Below are 18,096 nucleotides of genomic sequence, written 5' to 3'. Positions count from 1 at the left end.
GCCGCGGCCGGGGAGCTGGCCGGCGGCCGGCTGCGCCGGGTCCGGCGCGCGCTGCGCCGACGGGAGGTCGCCGCCCGGCTGCTGGACCGCTGGGTGTGGCTGCGCACCAAGATGATGAACAGAGTCCGGTACGGCCGCCGCTTCCGCGGCCCGTGGGACCGGGCGTACACGCTGTTCTGGCAGCTCGCGCTCGGTGACCGGGCCTGGCGGCGGCTGGAGCCCGGGCTCTGGGACTACGAGCTGGCCTACGGCCCCGAGGTGGACCGGCTGCGCCCGGACCTGATCCACGCGCACGACTTCCGGATGCTCGGCGTCGGCGCCCGCGCCAAGATCCGGGCGGGCGGCCAGGGCCGCCGGGTCGCGCTGGTCTGGGACGCCCACGAGTTCCTGCCCGGGATCAAGCCGTGGCGGGACCACGCCCGCTGGCTGCCCGCCCACCGGGCCCATGAGCGGGAGTACGCCCCGTACGCCGACGCGGTGCTCACCGTCTCGGCGGACCTGGCCGAGCGGCTGCGCCGCGAGCACGGGCTCGCCGAGGCGCCGGGCGTGCTGCTCAACGCCCCCGCCGACGACCACCGCCCGGCCGACGACGCGCCGCCGCCGGACCTGCGGGCCGAGTGCGGGATCGGCCCGGACGTGCCGCTGCTGGTCTACAGCGGCGCGGCGGCCCCGCAGCGCGGGCTGGACGACCTGGTCGAGGCGCTGCCCCGGCTGCCGGGCGTGCACCTCGCGCTGGTGGTCAACCCGGCGCTGCGCTACGTCGAGCGGCTCGCCGACCGGGCCGCCCGGCTCGGCGCCGCCGACCGGCTGCACGTGCTGCCGTACGTGCCGCACTGGCAGGTGGTGCCGTTCCTGTCCGGCGCCGACGCCGGGGTGATCCCGATCCACCGCTGGCCCAACCACGAGATCGCCCTGATCACCAAGTTCTTCGAGTACGCGCACGCCCGGCTGCCCGTGGTGGTCAGCGACGTGCGGACCATGGCCGCCACCGTCCGGCGGACCGGCCAGGGCGAGGTCTTCCGCGCCGGTGACGTCGACGACCTGGTCCGCGCGGTGACCGCCGTGCTGGCCGACCCCGCCCGGCACCGCGCCGCGTACGACCGGCCGGGCCTGCTCGCCGGCTGGACCTGGTCGGCGCAGGCCGAGGTGCTGGAGGCGGTCTACCGGCGGCTGCTGCCCGACGCCCCACCCCCGCCCGACGCGGACCCGCTCGACCCGCCGACTCCCCGAGGAGCGCTCCGGTGCCCACCCCCGACGTGAGCGTCGTCATCCCGGTCTACAACACCCTGCCCTACCTGCGGTCCTGCCTGGACTCGCTGCTGCGCCAGACCATCGGCCGGCACCGGCTGGAGATCGTGGCGGTGGACGACGGCTCCACCGACGGCAGCGGCCGGCTGCTGGACCGGTTCGCCGCCCGCCACCCCGGCACCGTGACGGTGGTCCACCAGGCCAACTCCGGCGGCCCGGCCGCCCCCTGCAACCGGGGCCTGGAGCTGGCCACCGGCCGGTACGTCTTCTTCCTCGGCTCGGACGACCACCTCGGCCCGGAGGCGCTGGAGCGGCTGGTCGCCGCCGCCGACCGGTACGGCTCGGACGTGGTGCTCGGCAAGGTGGTCGGGGTCAACGGCCGGCACGTCTTCTCCGACGTCTTCGCCGCCGGCAACGCGGTCGACGTGAGCCTGTTCGACTCGGCGCTGCCCTGGTCGCTGGCGAACACCAAGCTGTTCCGCCGGGACCTCGTGGACCGGCTCGGGCTACGCTTCCCCGAGGACATGCCGGTGCTCAGCGACCAGCCGTTCACCCTCGCCGCCTGCTACCACGCCCGGCGGATCTCGGTGCTCGCCGACTACGACTACTACCACGCGGTGCGCCGGCTGGACGCCCGCAACATCACCTACCACAGCCGGGTCGACCAGCGCCTGGTCAGCGTGGAGCGGCTGTTCGCGTTCGTGGCCGGGCTGATCCCGGCCGGCCCGCGCCGGGACGCGGTGCTGCGCCGGCACGTCGGGCTGGAGCTGGCGAACCTGGTCGGCGACGACTTCCGCCGGCTGGACCGCGCCGCGCAGGAGCGGGTGCACGCGGCGGTGCGCCGGCTCGTCGAGCGGTACGTCACCGACGGGCTCCGGGACCGGCTCGACATCGAGGCCCGGCTGCGGCTCGGCGCGGTGACCGCCGGGGGCGTCGACGAACTGCTGGCCGTCATCGACCAGGACGCCGAGCGGGGCGTCCCCGCCACGGTGGTGGCCCATGGCCGCTGGCACGCCGGCTACCCGGGGGCACCGGCCGCCTGGACCGACGTCACCGAGGTACGCGCCGACTGGCTGGCCCGGCTGGACACCGTAACGGTGAGCTGGGCGGACGCGCACACCCTCGCGGTGACCACGCGCAGCCCGTACCCCCGGTTCGCGGCGGAGGCGGGGCCGGTCCGGCTGGTGGCCGGTCCGCTCGCCGGCACCACCCTGCTGGACGCCACCGACCCGACCGGCCGGACCGTGCGGACCGACTTCCCGGTCGACCGGCTCCTCGCCGGCAGCGCGGCCAGCGGCCAGCGCCACCCGGTGCGGGCCGAGCTCGACGGCGACCACGGCCGGGGCAGCGCCCCGGTCCGCGCGCCCCGGCTCGCCGCCGGCCGCCCCCGGCTGGTGCGCCACGGCGCCCGCCTGTACGGGGTGGCCGCGACCGTCGACCCGCGCAACGGCCAGCTCGTCCTGTCGGTGGTGCCGGTGACCGTCGGGCAGCTCGTCAGCCGCCTGCGCCGCCGGTGGCGCACCGGGGCCAGGTCAGAGGGGGCGGGGGTGGGGCTGGTCGAGGGGCATGGGGATCTGGAGGAAGGTGGTGCCGCGCAGGTCGAGCCAGGCGCGGTCGGGGGCGCGGACCAGGCGCACCATCACCCCGGTGCAGGCCGGGCAGCGCCCGATCAGCCCGGGGGCGTGCGAGTAGACGTGCAGCCCGGCCACCGGGCCGGTGGTGCCGCAGTGGTCGCAGCGTCCGGTGGCGGAACTCAGGTCGACCGCGAAGAGTTCCCGCATCGGCCCGTCGAGCATGTTGCCGTCCAGGTAGGACATGTCGGTCATGCGCTCTCCTCGGATGGTCAGCCGGTCGGGCCGAACCGTTCGGTCCTCACCCGCCGGGTCGGGTGGCCCAGCCCCACCAGCAGGTCCGCCACGGTCTCCACGAAGCCGGTGGGGCCGCAGACGTAGCAGAGCGGCTCCAGGTCCGGTGGCCAGCCGTGGCTGTTCACGTCGGCCAGGCCGATCCGGTGCGGCTCCCCCCGCCAACCCTCCGGGGCCGCCCGGGTGTAGACGTACGCCACGTCGAGGCCCTGGTCGTCGCGGGCACGGCGGCGCAGCTCGTCGGCGTAGATGACGTCGCCGGGGGTGCGCACCGAGTAGATGAGGCGGAACGGGGCCCGGCTGCCGGCGGCCCGCCGGGCCCGGACCATCGCCATCAGCGGCACCAGCCCGGAGCCGCCGCCCACCAGCAGCACCGGCGCGGTCTCGTCGGTACGCCAGACGAACCAGCCGCCGACCGGCCCGCGCACCTCCACCAGGTCGCCCGCGGCGTAGGTGTCGGTGAGGTACGGCGACACCTCCCCGTCGGGCACCCGCTGCACGGTGACCGCGATCCACTCCCCCTCGGCCGGCCCGGCCAGCGAGTACGAGCGGGCCGCCTGGTAGCCGTCGGCGGCGGTGAGCCGCAGGTCGACGTGCTGCCCCGGCTCGTGCCCCGGCCAGCCGGGCACCTCCAGCACCAGGGTCTGCGCGCTCGGCGTCTCGACCCGCCGCTCCACCAGCCGGGCCACCCGCCAGGTCAGCGGGGCGGCCACCCGGCCGCCGGCCGTCGGGGCGGCCACCTCAGTCGCCCTGGTAGCGCTGCTCGCGCCACGGGTCGCCGTAGTCGTGGTATCCGGCGGTCTCCCAGAAGCCCGGCTGGTCGTCGGTGAGCAGCCGGATGCCGCGGACCCACTTGGCCGACTTCCAGAAGTAGAGGTGCGGGACGAGCAGCCGGGCCGGCCCGCCGTGCTCGGCCGGGAGCGGGCCGCCCTCGTAGGTGTGCGCCACCCAGGCCCGGCCGCCGCGCAGGTCGTCCAGCGGCAGGTTGGTGGTGTACCCGCCGTAGGAGTGGACCAGGGCGTACCGGGCGGCGGTGTCGATGCCGTCGAGCAGGGTGTCCAGCGAGACGCCCTGCCAGTCGGTGCCCAGTTTGGACCAGCGGGTGACGCAGTGGATGTCCACGTGCGGCGTCTCCTGCGGCAGGCCCATCAGCTCGTCCCAGGACCACCGGTACTCGGCGCCACCCTCGCCGGTGAGGACGAACTCCCAGGTGTCCAGCGGCACCCGGGGGGTCGGCCCGGCGGAGAGGACCGGGAAGTCCTGGGTGAGGTACTGCCCCGGCGGCAGGGCCGGTTCGGCCGTACGGGGCCGGCCCTGGAAGCCTGGCGACACGATTCCCACCCGTCAGTCGTACCACCTGGGGTGGGTCGGGGCGACGGGTTCGGCCCGGGAGCCGCCGCGGTGGGTGACCACCGCGGCGGGCGGGTCACTGCCGCTCGACGACGACCTGCCGCTCGGCGGGGGCGCGGCCGCGGGTGGCGCGCAGGCTGGTCAGGGTGACGATCACCAGTACGCCGATGATGACGCCGAGCGAGGCGAGGGTCGGGATCTGCGGCACGCCCGACCAGATGCCGTGCGCCCAGTGCAGGCCCAGCTTGAGGCCGATGAAGGCGAGGATGGCGGCCAGGCCGTAGCTGAGGTGCACGAGGCGGCTCAGCGCGGCGTGCAGGACGAAGTAGAGCGCCCGCAGGCCGAGCAGGGCGAAGGCGTTGGTGGCGAAGACCAGGTAGGGGTCCTCGGTGATGCCATAGACGGCGGGCACCGAGTCGACGGCGAAGACCACGTCGGTGGCGAGCACGGCGACCACCACGAGGGCGAACGGGGTGAGCGCTCGCCGGCCGTGCTGCCGGATAATCATCTTCGGGCCGTGGTACTCGTCGACCACCGGCATGACCTTGCGGAGCAGCCGGACCGACCGCATCTTGTCGATGTCGACCTCCTGCTCGTGCCCGGTGAGGGCGTCGCGCAGCAGCTTGACCGCGGTGGCGATCAGGATGAGCGCGAAGAGCAGGAAGGCGAAGTCGAGGGTCTGCAGGGCGGCGGCGCCCAGGGCGATGAAGATCGCGCGCAGCACCAGCGCGCCGGCGATGCCGTAGAGCAGCACGCGCTGGGCCAGCACGGCGGGCACCGCGAACGCGGCCAGCAGCAGCATGAAGACGAAGAGGTTGTCGACCGAGAGCGACTTCTCCACCAGGTAGCCGGTGAGATACTGGACGCCCTGCTCCGAGCCGTAGCGGCCCCACACCCAGGCGCCGAAGGCCAGCGGCAGGGCGATGTAGAAGGCCGACCAGCCCAGCGCCTCCTTGAGGGAGACCTCGTGCGGCTTCCGGGTGACCAGGAAGTCCAGCACCAGCAGCGCGAGCACGCCGACGATGGTCACCGCCCAGAGGGTGGGGGTGCCGACCGACGACAACTCGGCGGCGGACAGATACGACAACTCGGTCATGGAGCCTCCTCGAACACGGTGTCATGTCCGAGGTCTCCTTCACCCACCGATCGTGGGCAACCACCCGAGGCCGGCCCGGGGCCCGCCGTACTGACCGGAATGGTTCGTGGGAAGTACTCCCCTCGCGGCTCCAAGGTTAGGGCAACCTCAACCCGCACGCCAAGTCTCGACCCGGGTGATTGCCCTGGTCAACCGCTGTGCGGGGCGGTGGGGCGTGGTGCCCGGGCAGCCGGGGCCCTATGGTGACGCGATGAACAACGGGCCGCTGACCGGCGTACGGGTGATCGAGCTGGCCGGCATCGGGCCCGGGCCGTTCGCCGCCATGATGCTGGCCGACCTCGGGGCGGACGTGGTGCGGGTGGACCGGATCGGCGGCGGCGGCTTCGGCGACCTCCCGGGCGACCTGCTGAACCGCAACCGCCGCTCGCTCGCCGTCGACCTCAAGACGCCCGAGGGGCGCGAGGTGGTGCTGGCCCTGGTCGCCGGGGCGGACGCGCTGATCGAGGGCTTCCGGCCCGGGGTCACCGAGCGGCTCGGTCTCGGCCCGGACGACTGCCACGCCACCAACCCCCGCCTCGTGTACGGGCGGATGACCGGCTGGGGGCAGGACGGCCCGCTGGCCCACACCGCCGGCCACGACATCGACTACCTGGCGCTGACCGGCGCGCTGCACGGCGTCGGCCGGGCCGGCGAGCGCCCGGTGCCGCCGATGAACCTGCTCGGCGACTTCGGCGGCGGCGGGATGATGCTGGCCCTCGGCATCGTCGCGGCGCTGTACGCGGTCCGCGCCGGCGCCCCCGGCCAGGTGGTCGACGCGGCCATCGTGGACGGCGTGTCGGTGCTGGCCACCCAGGTCCACGCGCTGCGCCGGTCCGGCATGTGGCAGGACCCGCGCGGGGTGAACCTGCTCGACGGCGGTGCCCCGTTCTACGACACGTACGAGTGCGCCGACGGGCGGCACCTCGCGGTCGGCGCGCTGGAACCGCGGTTCTACGACGAGCTGGTCCGGCTCACCGGCTTCCCGCTCGACGGCGACGAGGCCCCGGACCGGCACGACCCGGCGAACTGGCCGGCGCTGAGGGCGGCCTGGGCCCGGCTGTTCCGCACCCGGACCCGGGACGAGTGGGCCGCGCTGCTGGCCGGCTCGGATGCCTGCGTGGCGCCGGTGCTGGACTGGGCCGAGGCCCCGGAGCACCCGCACCTGGCCGCCCGGAAGGTCTTCGTCGCGCCCGACGGGGTTCCCCAGCCGGCCCCCGCGCCGCGTTTCTCGGCCACCCCCACCTCGGTACGCCGGCCGCCGCCGCAGCCGGGTGAGCACACCGACGAGGTGCTGGCCGAGGCCGGCCTCGACGCGGCCCGGATCGCCGCCCTGCGCGCCGCCGGCACGGTCGCCTGACCGCCACCCCGGCGCGGCCCGCCGGTTCAGCGGCGGCGGGAGGCCGGCGCCAGGGCCGGCTCCACCATGTCCCGGAAGTCGCGCGGCAGCTGGACCACCACGTCCTGGAACTCCCCGCCGGTGATCGCCTCGCGCAGCGTGGTGAACACGGCCCGGACGGCGTCCCGGGCGGTGTTCTCGTCGCCGGCGGCCCGTTGGGCGACCCGGGCCACGAACTCGGCCGCCCCGAATCGGTCGGCCGCCTCGGTACGGGGGTGGGGTTTCAGCATCCCCTGGAGGGACTTCGGCAGTTGCGCGGCCAGGTCCAGCACCTCACCGCCGGTCAAGCGCTCGGCCAGGGTCTCCAACGTGGCCCGGGTCAGCTCCACCGCCCGCTCCTCGGACGTCCCGGTACGCCGTGCCACCCGGTCGACGAAGGCGAGGTAGTGCATGGGTGGTACCCCCTTCGGTGCGCGGACCGGCCGCGTACCCACCACGGCGACCCGGAAACGGCGGGCGGATTTTCCGCCGCTGCCGGGCGTGACCCGCGGTCCGGCGGGTATCCGCCGCCGGTCGTGACCGCAACTACAGGCGCGAGGAGCCCGACCCATGGCGAGCTACACGGACGTCCTTGAGTACCTGTCGGCGCTGGACTACCCGGCCGGCAAGGACGACGTCATCCGGGAAGCCGAACGGGAGGGCGCGCCGCCGGAGGTGTTGCGGGCGCTGCGGGCGCTGCCGCCGGTGGACTACGCCAACGGCAACGAGGTGGCCCGGTCGGCGGGCATCGACGCCGCACCCGAGGTGAGCCGCTCGCAGCGCGCGGCGCAGGCCCGGGACCGGCACCCCCGGGTCTCGCAGCACCTGCGCGGCATCTGATCAGAGCGGTGCCGCGCTGGACGGCCGCCCGGGTCCACGGGCACGTGCCGGCGGCGGTCCAACTCGTCGTGATGGCGCTGGCCGGCGCCGTCGCCGGTGCTGCCGCCGCCGTCATGCTGGCGCCCACGCTCGCCCCGCTGGTCGGGTGGGACTTCGCCGCGCTGAGCTGGCTGGTCCTGCAGTGGGGACGGCTGTCCCGGCTGGACGCCGAACAGACCGCGCGACTGGCGAAGCTGGAGGACCCCAACCGGGCGACGCGCGACGCCCTGCTGCTGGCCGCCTGCCTGGCCAGCCTGCTCGCGGTCGGCCTGGTGCTGACCACCGCGCACACCATCCCGTCCGGACTGCCCCGGGACCTCTACGGGGGACTCGGTGTGCTCAGCATCGTGGTCGCCTGGTTCGTGGTGCACACCGTCTTCACCACCCGGTACGCCCGGCTGTACTACAGCGGTGAGCCGGGCGGAATCAACTTCCACCAGGCGGAGCCGCCCTGCTTCTCCGACTTCGCGTACGTCGGCTTCACGGTCGGCGCGACCTTCCAGGTCTCCGACACCGACCTGTCCAGCTCGGAGATGCGGCGGACGGCGCTGCGGCACCTGTTGCTGTCGTACCTGTTCGGCGCGGTCATCATCGCCGCCACGGTGAACCTGCTCGCCGGCCTCGCCGCGTGAAACCGGCAGCGTGGGCCCGACAGCAGGCGGGCGCCCCGGGTCACGAACCGCGACCTGGGGCGCCACGCAGCACCTGTCCCCGCCGGTCCGCGCCCGAACCGGGTCGCGACCGACAGGCGGTGGATGTTCGCCCGAACCGGGCGGGCATCGCTGCCACGATCATCATACGACGCGGCATCCTCCGAACGGGTGAGTATCGCGAAACTGTGGCCGGCGGCACGTCCCGGTCAGGCGCTCAACTCCGCGTACCGCTTCTCCAGGTCCACCCGGGCCAGAGCCCCGACCAGCCAGGCCAGCCGCTCCGACTCGCCGCTGCCGGCCAGCCCGGCCAGGTCGTCGGCGGAACGGCCCAACCCCAGCCGGCGGGCCGCCGCGAGGGCCCGCCGGTCGGCCACCGGCGCCACCTCCCGCCACACCGCCTGCGCCTCGCGCAGGAACAGGTCGGCCACCTCGTCGTCCACCCCGGGCAGCGCGGTCAGCAGCCGCCGCTCCCGGGCTGGATCCTGGTGCGCCTCGGTACGGAGCCGGCGCAGGTCACCCCGGTACGCGTCGACCACCTTCCGGGCCAGGTCACCCAGGGTGGCGGCAAGGGTGTCCACGTCGCCGCGCTGTCCGGCCGCGCGCAGCACGCGCACCCGGTCGGCGTGCAACGAGCGGGCCAGCCGGGCGGTGCTGTCCCAGCCGGCGTCCCGCAATCCCGTCGCGGCGTCGACCGCCTTGTGGAAGTCGCCCCGCCTCGCCAGCAGAACGGACAGGTAGAGCACCTGGAACAGCTGGGACGGGTTGTTCGTGACCCGGAACCCGTACCGTTCGGCGAACCCCCGGCCGTCCCCGGCGAGCCGGCGGACCAGCCGCTTCTTGTCCTCGACACTGGAAATCGCACTGGTGGTGGGCATGCCCGCCGTCTACCCGGGGTGGGGCGGGGCATTCAGGCGAGCGTGCCGCCGCGCCGGTCCCGCGCCTTGAGCCGGGTGGTGGGCAGCGCCGGCGCGGGCAGCGGAGGCGCCGCGTCGTCGGCGACCGTGCCGAACCGCCGGCCCGCCATCCAGTCCTCGCGGGCGGCGGCGACCTCCTCGTGCGACCGGCCGACGAAGTTCCACCACATGACGAGCGGCTCCTCGAACGGGGTGCCGCCGAGCAGCAGCAGCCGGCTGCCCGGGGCGCCGCGCAGGGTCAGCGACTCCCGGCCAGCGCCCAGGTAGAGCAGCGCACCGGGGGCGAAGGCCACCCCGTCCACCTCGGCGGAGCCGGACATGGCGAGCAACCCGTACTCGAAGTCGCGGCGCAGCGGCAGCGTGGCTGGCGCCGGGCCGCTGACCTCGAGCTGCGCGCCGACCAGCGGGGTGTGCACCACGGCCGGGGAGCGTTCCCCGGCCATCTCGCCGACGAGCAGGGTGCCGGCCAGGTCGCCGTCGCGCCACCGGGGCAGCTCCGCGTGGTGGGCGAAGTCGGCCGCGCCGGCCCGGGCCGGGTCCGGCAGCGCCACCCAGAGCTGCACGCCGTGCATCACCGGCGGGTGCACCAGGGGCGAGCGTTCCGAGTGGGCGATGCCGTGCCCGGAGGTCATCACGTTGAGCTGGCCGGGGCGGATCGGCTGGACGTTGCCCAGGCTGTCCCGGTGCAGGATCTCGCCGTCGAGCAGCCAGGTGACCGTCTGCAACCCGGTGTGCGGGTGCGGCGGCACCTCCATGCCGGGGCGCTCGGCCACGTCGTCCGGTCCGAAGTGGTCGACGAAGCACCAGGCCCCGACCAGCCGCCGCTGCCGCTGCGGCAGGAGCCGGCGCACGGTGGTGTAGCGCCCCAACGGCACGTCGTGCCCGGGCAGCAGCACGCTGCCCGGATCGGTGGAGCCCACGCCAGGTGGGAGGGTCTGCGCCGGCAGGGATTCGGTACGGTCCACCGCCCGACTGTACGCTCAGCCGGCCGCGACGCTCACCGTGTTCGCCCCGGCCGCCAGATCGAGGTAGAGCCGGTCCCGCGACCGGTCCCAGCCTGGGGAGCTGACCAGTTGCCCGGCGGCCACCCCGGTGCGGTGATCGTCGTACACGGCCACCGAACCGGCGCCGGCGGCGACCCGGACCCGGGCCGGCGGCCCGCCGGGAACGGTCACGGTCAGCTCGCCGACCCCGCCGGTCATCCGTACGGTCAGCGCGCCGCTGACCCGGTACAGGTCGTCGCCCAGGTCCGCGGCCCGCAGGGTGAAGCTGGTCAGGCCGTCGGTCAGCTCGAAGCCGGCGCGCCGCCGGGGCTTGATCCCTGCGCCGAGGAATGCCCTGGCGTGGGTGAGGTTGCGGAAGCCGAGGGCGATGCCGGCGGGGCGTCGGCGATACTGCGGGCGTGGAGTACGTGTCCAGAGTGCCGCGACCGCCGCTGGACGGGCTGATCGACGACCTTTACTACCTGGAGGGTGCGTCGCCGTACGCCCGGCTGACGCTGCCGCCGATGCCGGCGGCGTTGCTCATCGTCAACCTCGGAGCGCCGTTCCGCATCCGCGCCGGCACCGACACCGAGCCGGCCGAGTACGCCGACGGCTGCGTGGTCACCATGCCCACCCGCGCGTTGGAGTTCGGCTACCCACTCCGGACCCGGTCCGTCGGCGTGCACTTCAAGCCGTGGGGGCTGGCGCCGTTCCTGCCGATGCCCGCGGGCGAGCTGTGTGACCGGCCGGTGACGGTAGAGCAGGTTTGGGGCCGGCCCGCCATTGCTGAGCTGCGAGACAGGCTGGCCACGGCGGACGGACCGCACGAGATGCTGACGCTGCTCGAGGAGGAGCTGACACGACGGCTGTGCGAGACCGCCGGCCTGGGGCTGGTCCGCCATACGAGCAGCGTCATCGCGGCGACCAGCGGGGCGGTGGCGATCGGCGACCTGAGGGTGGCAGCCGGTGTCAGCAGCACTCATCTGGCCCAGCGGTTCAAGGAGCTCATCGGCGTCACGCCGAAGCGGCTGGCCCGCACCTACCGCTTCGCCGCCACCGTGTTCTCGATCAACCCCGCCGAGCCGATCGACTGGGGCGACCTCGCCGGTCGCGCAGGCTACTTCGACCAGGCCCACTTCGGCCACGAGTTCCGGGCGTTCACCGGGCTCACGCCGACCCGGTACGTCGAAGTCCGGCGGCAGTTCCTGCGCGAACATCCCGGCCACGTGCTGGACAGCTGGCCGCTGCCGGCCGATTGATTTCTTACAAGAGCGACAGCTCACGACACGCCAATATGGGGGCATCCCAGAGCAGAGGAGCGCCCCATGGGCAAAGTTGTCATGTACAGCTCGGTGTCGGTGGACGGCTTCGTCGCGGACGAGAATGACCAGCCCGGACCGCTGTTCGACTGGTTGTCCAGCGGTGACGTGCCGTTGGACGAGAGCGGCGAGTTGAAGGTGTCGCAGACGTCTTACGACTACACCCGGCCGTACTGGGACCAGATCGGGGCGACAATCGTCGGCCGCCACGTCTTCGACCTGACGGACGGCTGGGACGGGAAGCCTCCGGGCGGGGTCGACCACGTGGTCGTCGTGACGCACCGGCCGGAGCCCGAGGGCTGGGACCCCGAGGCGCCGTTCCACTTCGTCGACGGCGTCGAGGCAGCCGTGGCCAAGGCGCAGGAGCTTGCGGGTGACCGCATGGTCGAGGTCGCCGCTGGCGAGGTCGGTGGCCAGGTGCTTGCCGCAGGCCTGGTCGACGAGGTGCGCATGGACGTCGTACCCGTCGTGTTCGGGTCCGGCAAGCGCTACTTCGGGTCGGTCCACGCGCAGCACCTGTTGGAGGATCCTGACGTGGTGATTCAGGGCAACCGGGTGCTTCACCTGCGCTATCGGGTGTGCCGTTGACCGATCTGAGCGGGTACGCGAAGAAGTCCACTGCGAACGGTGACCCAAGTTCGGGCCTCCGGCTGCGTTTGCGCATCGCTGCCCCAGGACCGACGCGCCAGCAGCGGCCCACCATCATTCCGGGCCGGCCACCTCACCTCGGGGCAGCCCGGGGGCGGAGCCGGACATTTGTCCCGGACAGGGGGTCTGCCGGAAGGTCAAGCCAGTCGGGTGCGTGCCTTCGCGGCGCAGGCCGACACCACGGTCCGCGCGTCCAGGCCGAGGCTCTCGATCGCCACCAGGGCGGTGAACGCGACGTCCGCCAGTTCGGCGGCCACCTCCGCGCGGGTGTGCGTGACGCCCTTGCGGGGGTTCTGGCCGAGCACCCCGATCCAGGCGGCGGCCGCCTCCCCCGCCTCCTCGGTGAGCTTGAGCAGGCGGAAGGTCAGCTCGGCGTCCCCGGTGCCGTTGGCGGCGTCCAGCCAGGCGCGGGCGTCCCGGGCCGTCTCCCAGATCACGTCGTCCATCCGACCAGTGAACCGGACGACGGTGACGATCCGTACCCGGGGGCGGTGCGGCGACGAGGCCGGCACCGGGACCGGAAGGGGCGTGTCCGTGATGCCGCAGACCGTCGAGACGGTGTTCGCGAACGTGGTCGAGCGGAACCCGGGTGAGCCCGAGTTCCCGGCATCGACCTGGCCCTGCTGCGCGAGCTGAAGGAGGAGCGCCGGGCCCGCCTCGACGACTACGTCCGGCACGTGCCGCACGCGGTGGCGGTCTCCGGTCGTACCGTCTGGGAGGTGCCCTGCGATCTGGCCCTGCCCTGCGCGACGCAGAACGAGATCGGCGGCGCGGAGGCCGCGGCGCTGGAGGCCGGCGGCTGCGTCGCGGTGGTCGAGGGGGCGAACATGCCCACCACCCCGGAGGCGGTGCGGATCCTGGGCCGGGCCGGGGTGCGGTTCGCCCCCGGCAAGGCGGCCAACGCCGGCGGGGTGGCGGTGAGCGCGCTGGAGATGCAGCAGAACGCCAGCCGCGACTCGTGGACGTTCGCCCAGTCCGAGCAGCGGCTGCGCGAGACGATGCGGGACATCCACGGCCGCTGCTGGACCACCGCCGAGGAGTACGGCCTGCCGGGCGACTACGTGGCCGGGGCGAACATCCACGGGTTCCGGCGGGTCGCGGAGGCGATGCTGGCGCACGGTCTGGTGTGAGCGGTCACTGTGGGCGGACCGGGCGGACCTGGCTGACCGTTCGGTCAGTCAATGATTGACAGGCTTCGAGGCCGAGCTTAGGTTCAGGGCGCTACCGGCCGGTAGGCATCCGTCCCGCCTGGCCGCCCCCGTCCCGGGGCGGCACCCGTCCCCGGGGGAGCACGATGCTGACCTCATCCACCCGCCTCCTGCGCCGGCTGCTCGCCGCCGGCGCGGCCCTCACCCTCACGGTCGGCCTCGCCGGCGCCACGCCCGCCGTCGCCGGCGCGGTCGGCGGCGACGGCAGCCAGCCGCTGCCCGGCTACACCATCAGCAACCCGCCGCTCGCGCCGCTGGTGATCGACGGTGCCACCACCACCGTCCGGCAGGGCGTGCACGAGCACGCCGGCTACGTGATCGAGACCCCGGCCCGGTGGAACGGCGACCTGGTCATGTGGGCGCACGGCTACCGCGGCCAGGGCACCGTGCTCTCCCCCGAGCCGCCCGGCTACGACCTGCGGCAGCGGATGCTGGCGCAGGGGTACGCCTGGGCGTCGTCCTCGTACGACCGCAACGGCTACGACATCCGCTCCGGCGTGCTCGGCACCCGGGCGCTGGCCGACTTCTTCGCCGACACGGTGAAGCGGCCGAAGCGGGTGTACCTCGCGGGCGTCTCCATGGGCGGGCACATCATCGGCCGCTCGCTGGAGCAGTACCCGGGCTACTACGACGGTGCGCTGCCGATGTGCGGGGTGCTCGGCGACCACGAGCTGTTCGACTTCTTCCTCGACTACAACCTGGTGGCGCAGGCCCTCGCCGGGGTGCCCGCGTACCCGACGCCGGACGACTACCTGACCAACGCCGTCCCGCGGATCCAGGTGGCGCTCGGGCTGGCCGGGCTGAAGCCGGGCGGCCCGGACACCACCAACGACCTCGGCAAGCAACTGCGGGCGATCACCGTCGAGCGGTCCGGCGGCCCGCGGCCCGGCGCCGACGCGGCCTTCTCGGTCTGGAAGGACTTCCTGTTCAGCATCACCACCACCGACGGCGGCGACTCCCCCGCCCAGCGGCCCGGCCAGCTCGCCACCAACCTGCTCACCCGCTACTCCCCGAACAGCCCAGTGGACGTCAACGCCACGGTGCAGCGGGTCGCCCCGGAGAACCTGCGGCAGCGGCTGTCCCCGACGCTGACCGAGGTGCCGCGGATCAGCGGCCGGCCCACCGTGCCGGTGCTCAGCCTGCACGACCTCGGCGACCTCTTCGTGCCGTTCAGCATGGAGCAGGCGTACGCCCGGGACACGGCGTGGCACGGGCGCAGCCGGCTGGTCGTGCAGCGGGCGGTCCGGGCCGCGCAGCACTGCGAGTTCAGCCCGGCCGAGGCCGGCGCCGCCTGGGACGACCTGGTTTCCTGGGTACGCACCGGCCAGCGCCCGGCCGGCGACGCGGTGACCGACCGGAAGGCGGTGGCGGCGCCGGACTTCGGCTGCCGGTTCAGCGACCCGGCCGCCTGGGCCGCCGGCTCGGGGACGCGTCGCCTGTACCCGCCCTGCTGACCGCTGACGGAAACGCCGCTGGCCGGCACCCCGTGTTGCGGGGTGCCGGCCAGCGTTCGTTGTTCAGGTCAGCTGTTCCAGTGCTGGGCGACGAGGTCGGCGGCCTGCTGCTCCCACTGCGCGTACGCATCCGGGTAAGCCGAGACCTGCACGGTCTGGGCGGCCTCGGTCAGCGGCATGTCCTGCCAACCATCAACCTGCTTCAAACCCTTCTCGAAAGCCAGGGTCGAGTACTCGGGGTCGGTGATCTGCTCCGGCGTACCCCAACCCGAGGACGGCCGCTGCTGGAACAGACCCAGCGAGTCATGGTCATTCTTGTCGCCGAGGTGACCCAGGTTCTCCAACTTCGACTCCTGCAGGCTCGTGGCGATCGAGATAACCGCGGCCCGCTCCGGCAGACCCGCCTTCTTCGTCGCCGCGATGATCGCCTTCGCGTTCGCGGTCTGCTCGTCGTTCAGGGTGATCTTCGACTGGGCGCCCTGCACACCGTGCGGGATCAGCTTCGCCGTGTCCGGCTTGTCGGCCTGCACCGCCACCGCGACCGGCTTGCCCTCGACGGGACCGGCGTCGGCGTGAGCGGCGACCGGACCGGCGAAAATGCCACCGGTGAAAGCCAGACCAGCAATACCCAGCACGCTCTTACGCAGCATCGTGTTCATGAGGGAAAGCTCCATTCGGGGGTTGGCGCACAGCCCACCGACGGGGGTCGGCTATCGGGTGTGCGCAAGCACCGTCAGGCGCTCAAGAAGTCTTGGGGGATCCGGCGTGCGGGGCAGAGCCTCTTCGTCGCGCCGGGACCATGTACAACGACCAGCGGCCCACCATCATTCCGGGACCGGCCACCTCACCTCGGGGGCAGCCCCGGGGGTGGGCCACCCTGCCTTGGCGGGTCTTGCCGGCACCCCGTCGCGCGGGGGCGTCTTCCTCGGTCGTTCACCCGGATACAACGACGCCCACCCGCCGGCCATTCCGCCGCCAGGGTGCCGCCGACCACCCGATGAATCGGACAGCCCGCCCAGGTCGGGCGGGTCGGTGGAACACCATGTGGGTATCCGGGCCTGGGAGACACACATGGCGTTCCACTCGACACGACAAGCCGGGCGGGAACCGGACATACGACCCAGACGACACCCGGCCGGGCGGCCCTGTCGGGCGGTCAGTGGTCGTCGGGCTCCTCGGGGACCCACCAGCCGCCGCGGTAGAGGGTGCCGCGGGGCGGTTCGGCCGGGGCGGGACGGGGGCGGCGCGCCCGGCGTACCCGGCTGAGCACGAACCAGCCGACCGCTCCGGCGCAGACCACGATGACCACGTTCTGCAGCGTCCCGACGTACGCCTCCACGACGTGCCAGTTCTCGCCGAGCAGGTAGCCGGCGAGCACGAAGGCGCTGTTCCAGATGAGACTGCCCAGCGCGGTGAAGAGCAGGAAGACCGGTACGGGCATCCGTTCCACGCCGGCCGGGATGGAGATGAGACTGCGGAAGATCGGAATCATCCGGCCGAAGAACACGGCCTTGACCCCGTGCCGGAGGAACCACGCCTCGGTGCGGTCGACGTCCGCCAGCTTGACCAGCGGCAGCCGGCCCGCGAGGGCGCGCATCCGGTCCCGGCCGAGGGCGGCGCCGACGTAGTAGAGGGCCAGCGCACCCAGCACCGACCCGAGGGTGGTCCACGCGATCGCCCCGGCCAGGCTCATCCGCCCCTGGCTGGCGGTGAACCCGGCCAGCGGCAGGATCACCTCGCTGGGGATGGGTGGGAAGAGGTTCTCCAGGGCCACCGCGAGACCGGCGCCCGGGCCGCCGAGCCGTTCGACCAGGCCGGTGACCCAGCCGACGGGTCCTTCGCCGGCCGGTTCCGCGGCGCGCGGAGCCGTCACCCGGGGGCCGACGAGGAGCTGTGCGTTTCCGATCATCCGACAACGTTACGAGGCGACGCGGCCGGCGACCACGGAAACCGGGGCCCACTACGCTGCGGGCATGCGTACGCCGCTGCGCCTCGCGGTGGCCCAGCCGCTCTGCCGCTCGCACGACGTCGCCGGCAACGCCGAGCGGCACGCCGCCGCGATCCGGGCCGCCGGGGCGCGGGTGGTCGTCTTCCCCGAACTGTCGCTCACCGGGTACGAACTGGACGCGGCCCCGCTGGACCCCGCCGACGCCCGGCTCGCGCCGCTGGTGGCGGCCTGCGCCGACAGCGACGCGCTGGCGCTGGCGGGCGCGCCCGTGGCCGGGCGGCACATCGCGGTTCTCGCGGTGGACGGGGACGGCGCGCGGGTGGCGTACCGGAAGATGTGGCTGGGTGGCGCGGAGCCGCGGCATTTCCGGCCGGGGTTGGAGCCGGCGGTGCTCGAGGTGGACGGTTGGCGGCTGGGCCTCGCGGTCTGCAAGGACGCCGGCGTCCCGGCGCACCCCGAGGCGACGATCGCCCGGGGCGCCGACGCCTACCTGGCCGGCGTACTGGAGTCGGCCGACGACGCGGCGGTCCCCGAGGAACGCGCGCGCCGGATCGCCACCGCCCACGGGGTGTGGGTGGCGGTCGCCAGCTTCGCCGGGGCCACCGGCGGCGGCTATGCGCGGGCGGCCGGCGGTTCCGGCGTCTGGTCGCCGGCCGGGCTCGCGGTCGTCCGGGCCGGGACGGCCGTCGGGGAATTCGTCACGGCGACCCTCCATTGAGTACGGGCGGCCGGTGTCGGACCGATCGCCTACGGTGGGGCGACGGGCCGCCGGACCGGGAGGTGAGGGGCCGATGACGGGCACCGGCTCGGACCCCGGACCGTACGCGGCGGACCGGGAGGCCGTCGGGCTGCGGGCGCTGGCCGAGGTGGCCGTGGACCGGTCCCTCCCGCTGTCGACGGCGGCGGGCGAGCTGCTGTCCGCGTACGTCGCCGAGGCCGGGCCGCTGGGGTCGCTGCCCGGGGCGACCGCGCGGCGGCCGAGCTCGGGCCGCTCGACGCCGCCCGGCTACCCGAGGCAGCCGCCCTGGTCGGGGCGGCGGTCGCGCCTTCGGGGGGCGGCCCGTGAGCGGGCGGGTGGTGGGCATTCGGCGCTATCCGGTGAAGTCGCTGCAGGGCG

The 18,096-nt window shown here is 74.1% G+C and carries 21 protein-coding genes and 1 pseudogene; 11 read left to right on the top strand and 11 right to left on the bottom strand.

The features are described 5' to 3' along the window. The coding region (locus B0E53_RS18710; RefSeq protein WP_107077246.1) for a glycosyltransferase family 4 protein at window positions 1-1,260 on the top strand (1,260 nt) is incomplete at its 5' end. Beyond that, window positions 1,242-2,762, top strand: a pseudogene (locus tag B0E53_RS18705) (glycosyltransferase family 2 protein); the annotation flags it as partial. The gene B0E53_RS18710 and the pseudogene B0E53_RS18705, both read left to right, overlap by 19 nt. An 18-nt stretch (window positions 2,763-2,780) precedes the next feature. Here B0E53_RS18705 and B0E53_RS39460 read toward each other — a convergent pair. The 4 genes from B0E53_RS39460 to B0E53_RS18690 all read right to left on the bottom strand — a co-directional run bounded on the left by B0E53_RS39460 (window position 2,781) and on the right by B0E53_RS18690 (window position 5,559). Next, window positions 2,781-3,074 carry a DUF6510 family protein gene (locus B0E53_RS39460; RefSeq protein WP_168215364.1) on the bottom strand — a complete coding sequence of 98 codons (294 nt, stop codon included), beginning with the start codon at window positions 3,072-3,074 and terminating at the stop codon, window positions 2,781-2,783. 17 nt (window positions 3,075-3,091) lie between these two features. Continuing rightward, window positions 3,092-3,826 (bottom strand): ferredoxin reductase, encoded by a 735-nt coding sequence (locus B0E53_RS18700; RefSeq protein WP_107077249.1) that lies wholly within the window; start codon window positions 3,824-3,826, stop codon window positions 3,092-3,094. Window positions 3,827-3,854: 28 nt separating this feature from the next. Beyond that, entirely contained in the window at window positions 3,855-4,445 is a 591-nt protein-coding gene (locus B0E53_RS18695) for a sulfite oxidase-like oxidoreductase (RefSeq protein WP_210406131.1), read from the bottom strand. Window positions 4,446-4,539: 94 nt separating this feature from the next. After that, window positions 4,540-5,559 (bottom strand): TerC family protein, encoded by a 1,020-nt coding sequence (locus tag B0E53_RS18690; protein WP_107077244.1) that lies wholly within the window; start codon window positions 5,557-5,559, stop codon window positions 4,540-4,542. A 250-nt stretch (window positions 5,560-5,809) separates the two neighbouring features. Between B0E53_RS18690 and B0E53_RS18685 the strand changes: the two genes are divergently transcribed. Beyond that, a complete protein-coding gene (locus tag B0E53_RS18685) occupies window positions 5,810-6,955 on the top strand; it encodes a CaiB/BaiF CoA-transferase family protein (RefSeq protein ID WP_107077243.1) in 1,146 nt (381 codons plus the stop codon). Between the two features lie 26 nt (window positions 6,956-6,981). Here B0E53_RS18685 and B0E53_RS18680 read toward each other — a convergent pair whose 3' ends face one another. After that, on the bottom strand, window positions 6,982-7,386 hold the full coding sequence (locus tag B0E53_RS18680; protein ID WP_107077242.1) for a DUF2267 domain-containing protein: 405 nt from the start codon (window positions 7,384-7,386) through the stop codon (window positions 6,982-6,984). Between the two features lie 157 nt (window positions 7,387-7,543). On the opposite strand from B0E53_RS18680, the gene B0E53_RS18675 reads away from it, so the two are divergent. Further along, the gene (locus tag B0E53_RS18675; RefSeq protein WP_107077241.1) at window positions 7,544-7,813 is read left to right on the top strand and encodes a DUF2795 domain-containing protein; all 270 of its coding nucleotides are present in this window, start codon (window positions 7,544-7,546) and stop codon (window positions 7,811-7,813) included. Window positions 7,814-7,821: 8 nt separating this feature from the next. Continuing rightward, on the top strand, window positions 7,822-8,484 hold the full coding sequence (locus B0E53_RS18670; RefSeq protein ID WP_107077240.1) for a DUF1345 domain-containing protein: 663 nt from the start codon (window positions 7,822-7,824) through the stop codon (window positions 8,482-8,484). A 227-nt stretch (window positions 8,485-8,711) separates the two neighbouring features. On the opposite strand, the gene B0E53_RS18665 is transcribed toward B0E53_RS18670, so the two are convergent. Genes B0E53_RS18665 through B0E53_RS18655 form a run of 3 tightly spaced genes read right to left on the bottom strand, consistent with a single transcriptional unit; the run spans window position 8,712 to window position 10,621 of the window. Next, window positions 8,712-9,380: a hypothetical protein gene (locus B0E53_RS18665; protein ID WP_107077239.1), complete on the bottom strand. Its 669-nt coding sequence runs from the start codon at window positions 9,378-9,380 to the stop codon at window positions 8,712-8,714. Between the two features lie 32 nt (window positions 9,381-9,412). Then, window positions 9,413-10,384, bottom strand: coding sequence for a pirin family protein (locus B0E53_RS18660; protein WP_107077238.1), 972 nt, complete (start codon window positions 10,382-10,384; stop codon window positions 9,413-9,415). 15 nt (window positions 10,385-10,399) lie between these two features. Further along, entirely contained in the window at window positions 10,400-10,621 is a 222-nt protein-coding gene (locus B0E53_RS18655) for a cell wall-active antibiotics response protein (protein WP_246835471.1), read from the bottom strand. Window positions 10,622-10,821: 200 nt separating this feature from the next. Here B0E53_RS18655 and B0E53_RS18650 point away from each other — a divergent pair, with 200 nt between their 5' ends. Together B0E53_RS18650 and B0E53_RS18645 are read left to right on the top strand one after the other, a co-directional pair. After that, complete coding sequence (locus B0E53_RS18650; RefSeq protein ID WP_246835470.1) at window positions 10,822-11,661, top strand: helix-turn-helix domain-containing protein; 840 nt, start codon at window positions 10,822-10,824, stop codon at window positions 11,659-11,661. Between the two features lie 66 nt (window positions 11,662-11,727). Then, a complete protein-coding gene (locus B0E53_RS18645) occupies window positions 11,728-12,309 on the top strand; it encodes a dihydrofolate reductase family protein (protein ID WP_107077236.1) in 582 nt (193 codons plus the stop codon). 197 nt (window positions 12,310-12,506) lie between these two features. Here B0E53_RS18645 and B0E53_RS39455 read toward each other — a convergent pair whose 3' ends face one another. Next, window positions 12,507-13,046, bottom strand: coding sequence for a MazG-like family protein (locus B0E53_RS39455; protein WP_246835469.1), 540 nt, complete (start codon window positions 13,044-13,046; stop codon window positions 12,507-12,509). On the opposite strand from B0E53_RS39455, the gene B0E53_RS18635 reads away from it, so the two are divergent. Together B0E53_RS18635 and B0E53_RS18630 are read left to right on the top strand one after the other, a co-directional pair. Beyond that, entirely contained in the window at window positions 12,978-13,499 is a 522-nt protein-coding gene (locus tag B0E53_RS18635) for a hypothetical protein (protein ID WP_348639667.1), read from the top strand. The two genes, B0E53_RS39455 and B0E53_RS18635, sit on opposite strands and share 69 nt — an antisense overlap. 164 nt (window positions 13,500-13,663) lie before the next feature. Next, window positions 13,664-15,031 (top strand): hypothetical protein, encoded by a 1,368-nt coding sequence (locus B0E53_RS18630; protein ID WP_107077235.1) that lies wholly within the window; start codon window positions 13,664-13,666, stop codon window positions 15,029-15,031. 68 nt (window positions 15,032-15,099) lie between these two features. Here B0E53_RS18630 and B0E53_RS18625 read toward each other — a convergent pair whose 3' ends face one another. Both B0E53_RS18625 and B0E53_RS18620 read right to left on the bottom strand, forming a co-directional pair. Further along, the gene (locus B0E53_RS18625; protein ID WP_107077247.1) at window positions 15,100-15,690 is read right to left on the bottom strand and encodes a hypothetical protein; all 591 of its coding nucleotides are present in this window, start codon (window positions 15,688-15,690) and stop codon (window positions 15,100-15,102) included. 497 nt (window positions 15,691-16,187) lie between these two features. Continuing rightward, window positions 16,188-16,940: a DedA family protein gene (locus tag B0E53_RS18620; RefSeq protein WP_107077234.1), complete on the bottom strand. Its 753-nt coding sequence runs from the start codon at window positions 16,938-16,940 to the stop codon at window positions 16,188-16,190. A gap of 64 nt (window positions 16,941-17,004) precedes the next feature. On the opposite strand from B0E53_RS18620, the gene B0E53_RS18615 reads away from it, so the two are divergent. Together B0E53_RS18615 and B0E53_RS38710 are read left to right on the top strand one after the other, a co-directional pair. Next, on the top strand, window positions 17,005-17,697 hold the full coding sequence (locus B0E53_RS18615) for a carbon-nitrogen hydrolase family protein (RefSeq protein WP_107077233.1): 693 nt from the start codon (window positions 17,005-17,007) through the stop codon (window positions 17,695-17,697). A 73-nt stretch (window positions 17,698-17,770) separates the two neighbouring features. Further along, a partial coding sequence (locus tag B0E53_RS38710; protein ID WP_210406130.1) for a hypothetical protein occupies window positions 17,771-18,096 on the top strand: 326 nt, incomplete at its 3' end.

This window comes from Micromonospora sp. MH33 (assembly GCF_003013775.1).
GTDB classification, from domain to species: Bacteria; Actinomycetota; Actinomycetes; order Mycobacteriales; family Micromonosporaceae; genus Micromonospora; species Micromonospora fulviviridis.
This window is presented reverse-complemented; position numbering and strand designations above follow the sequence as displayed.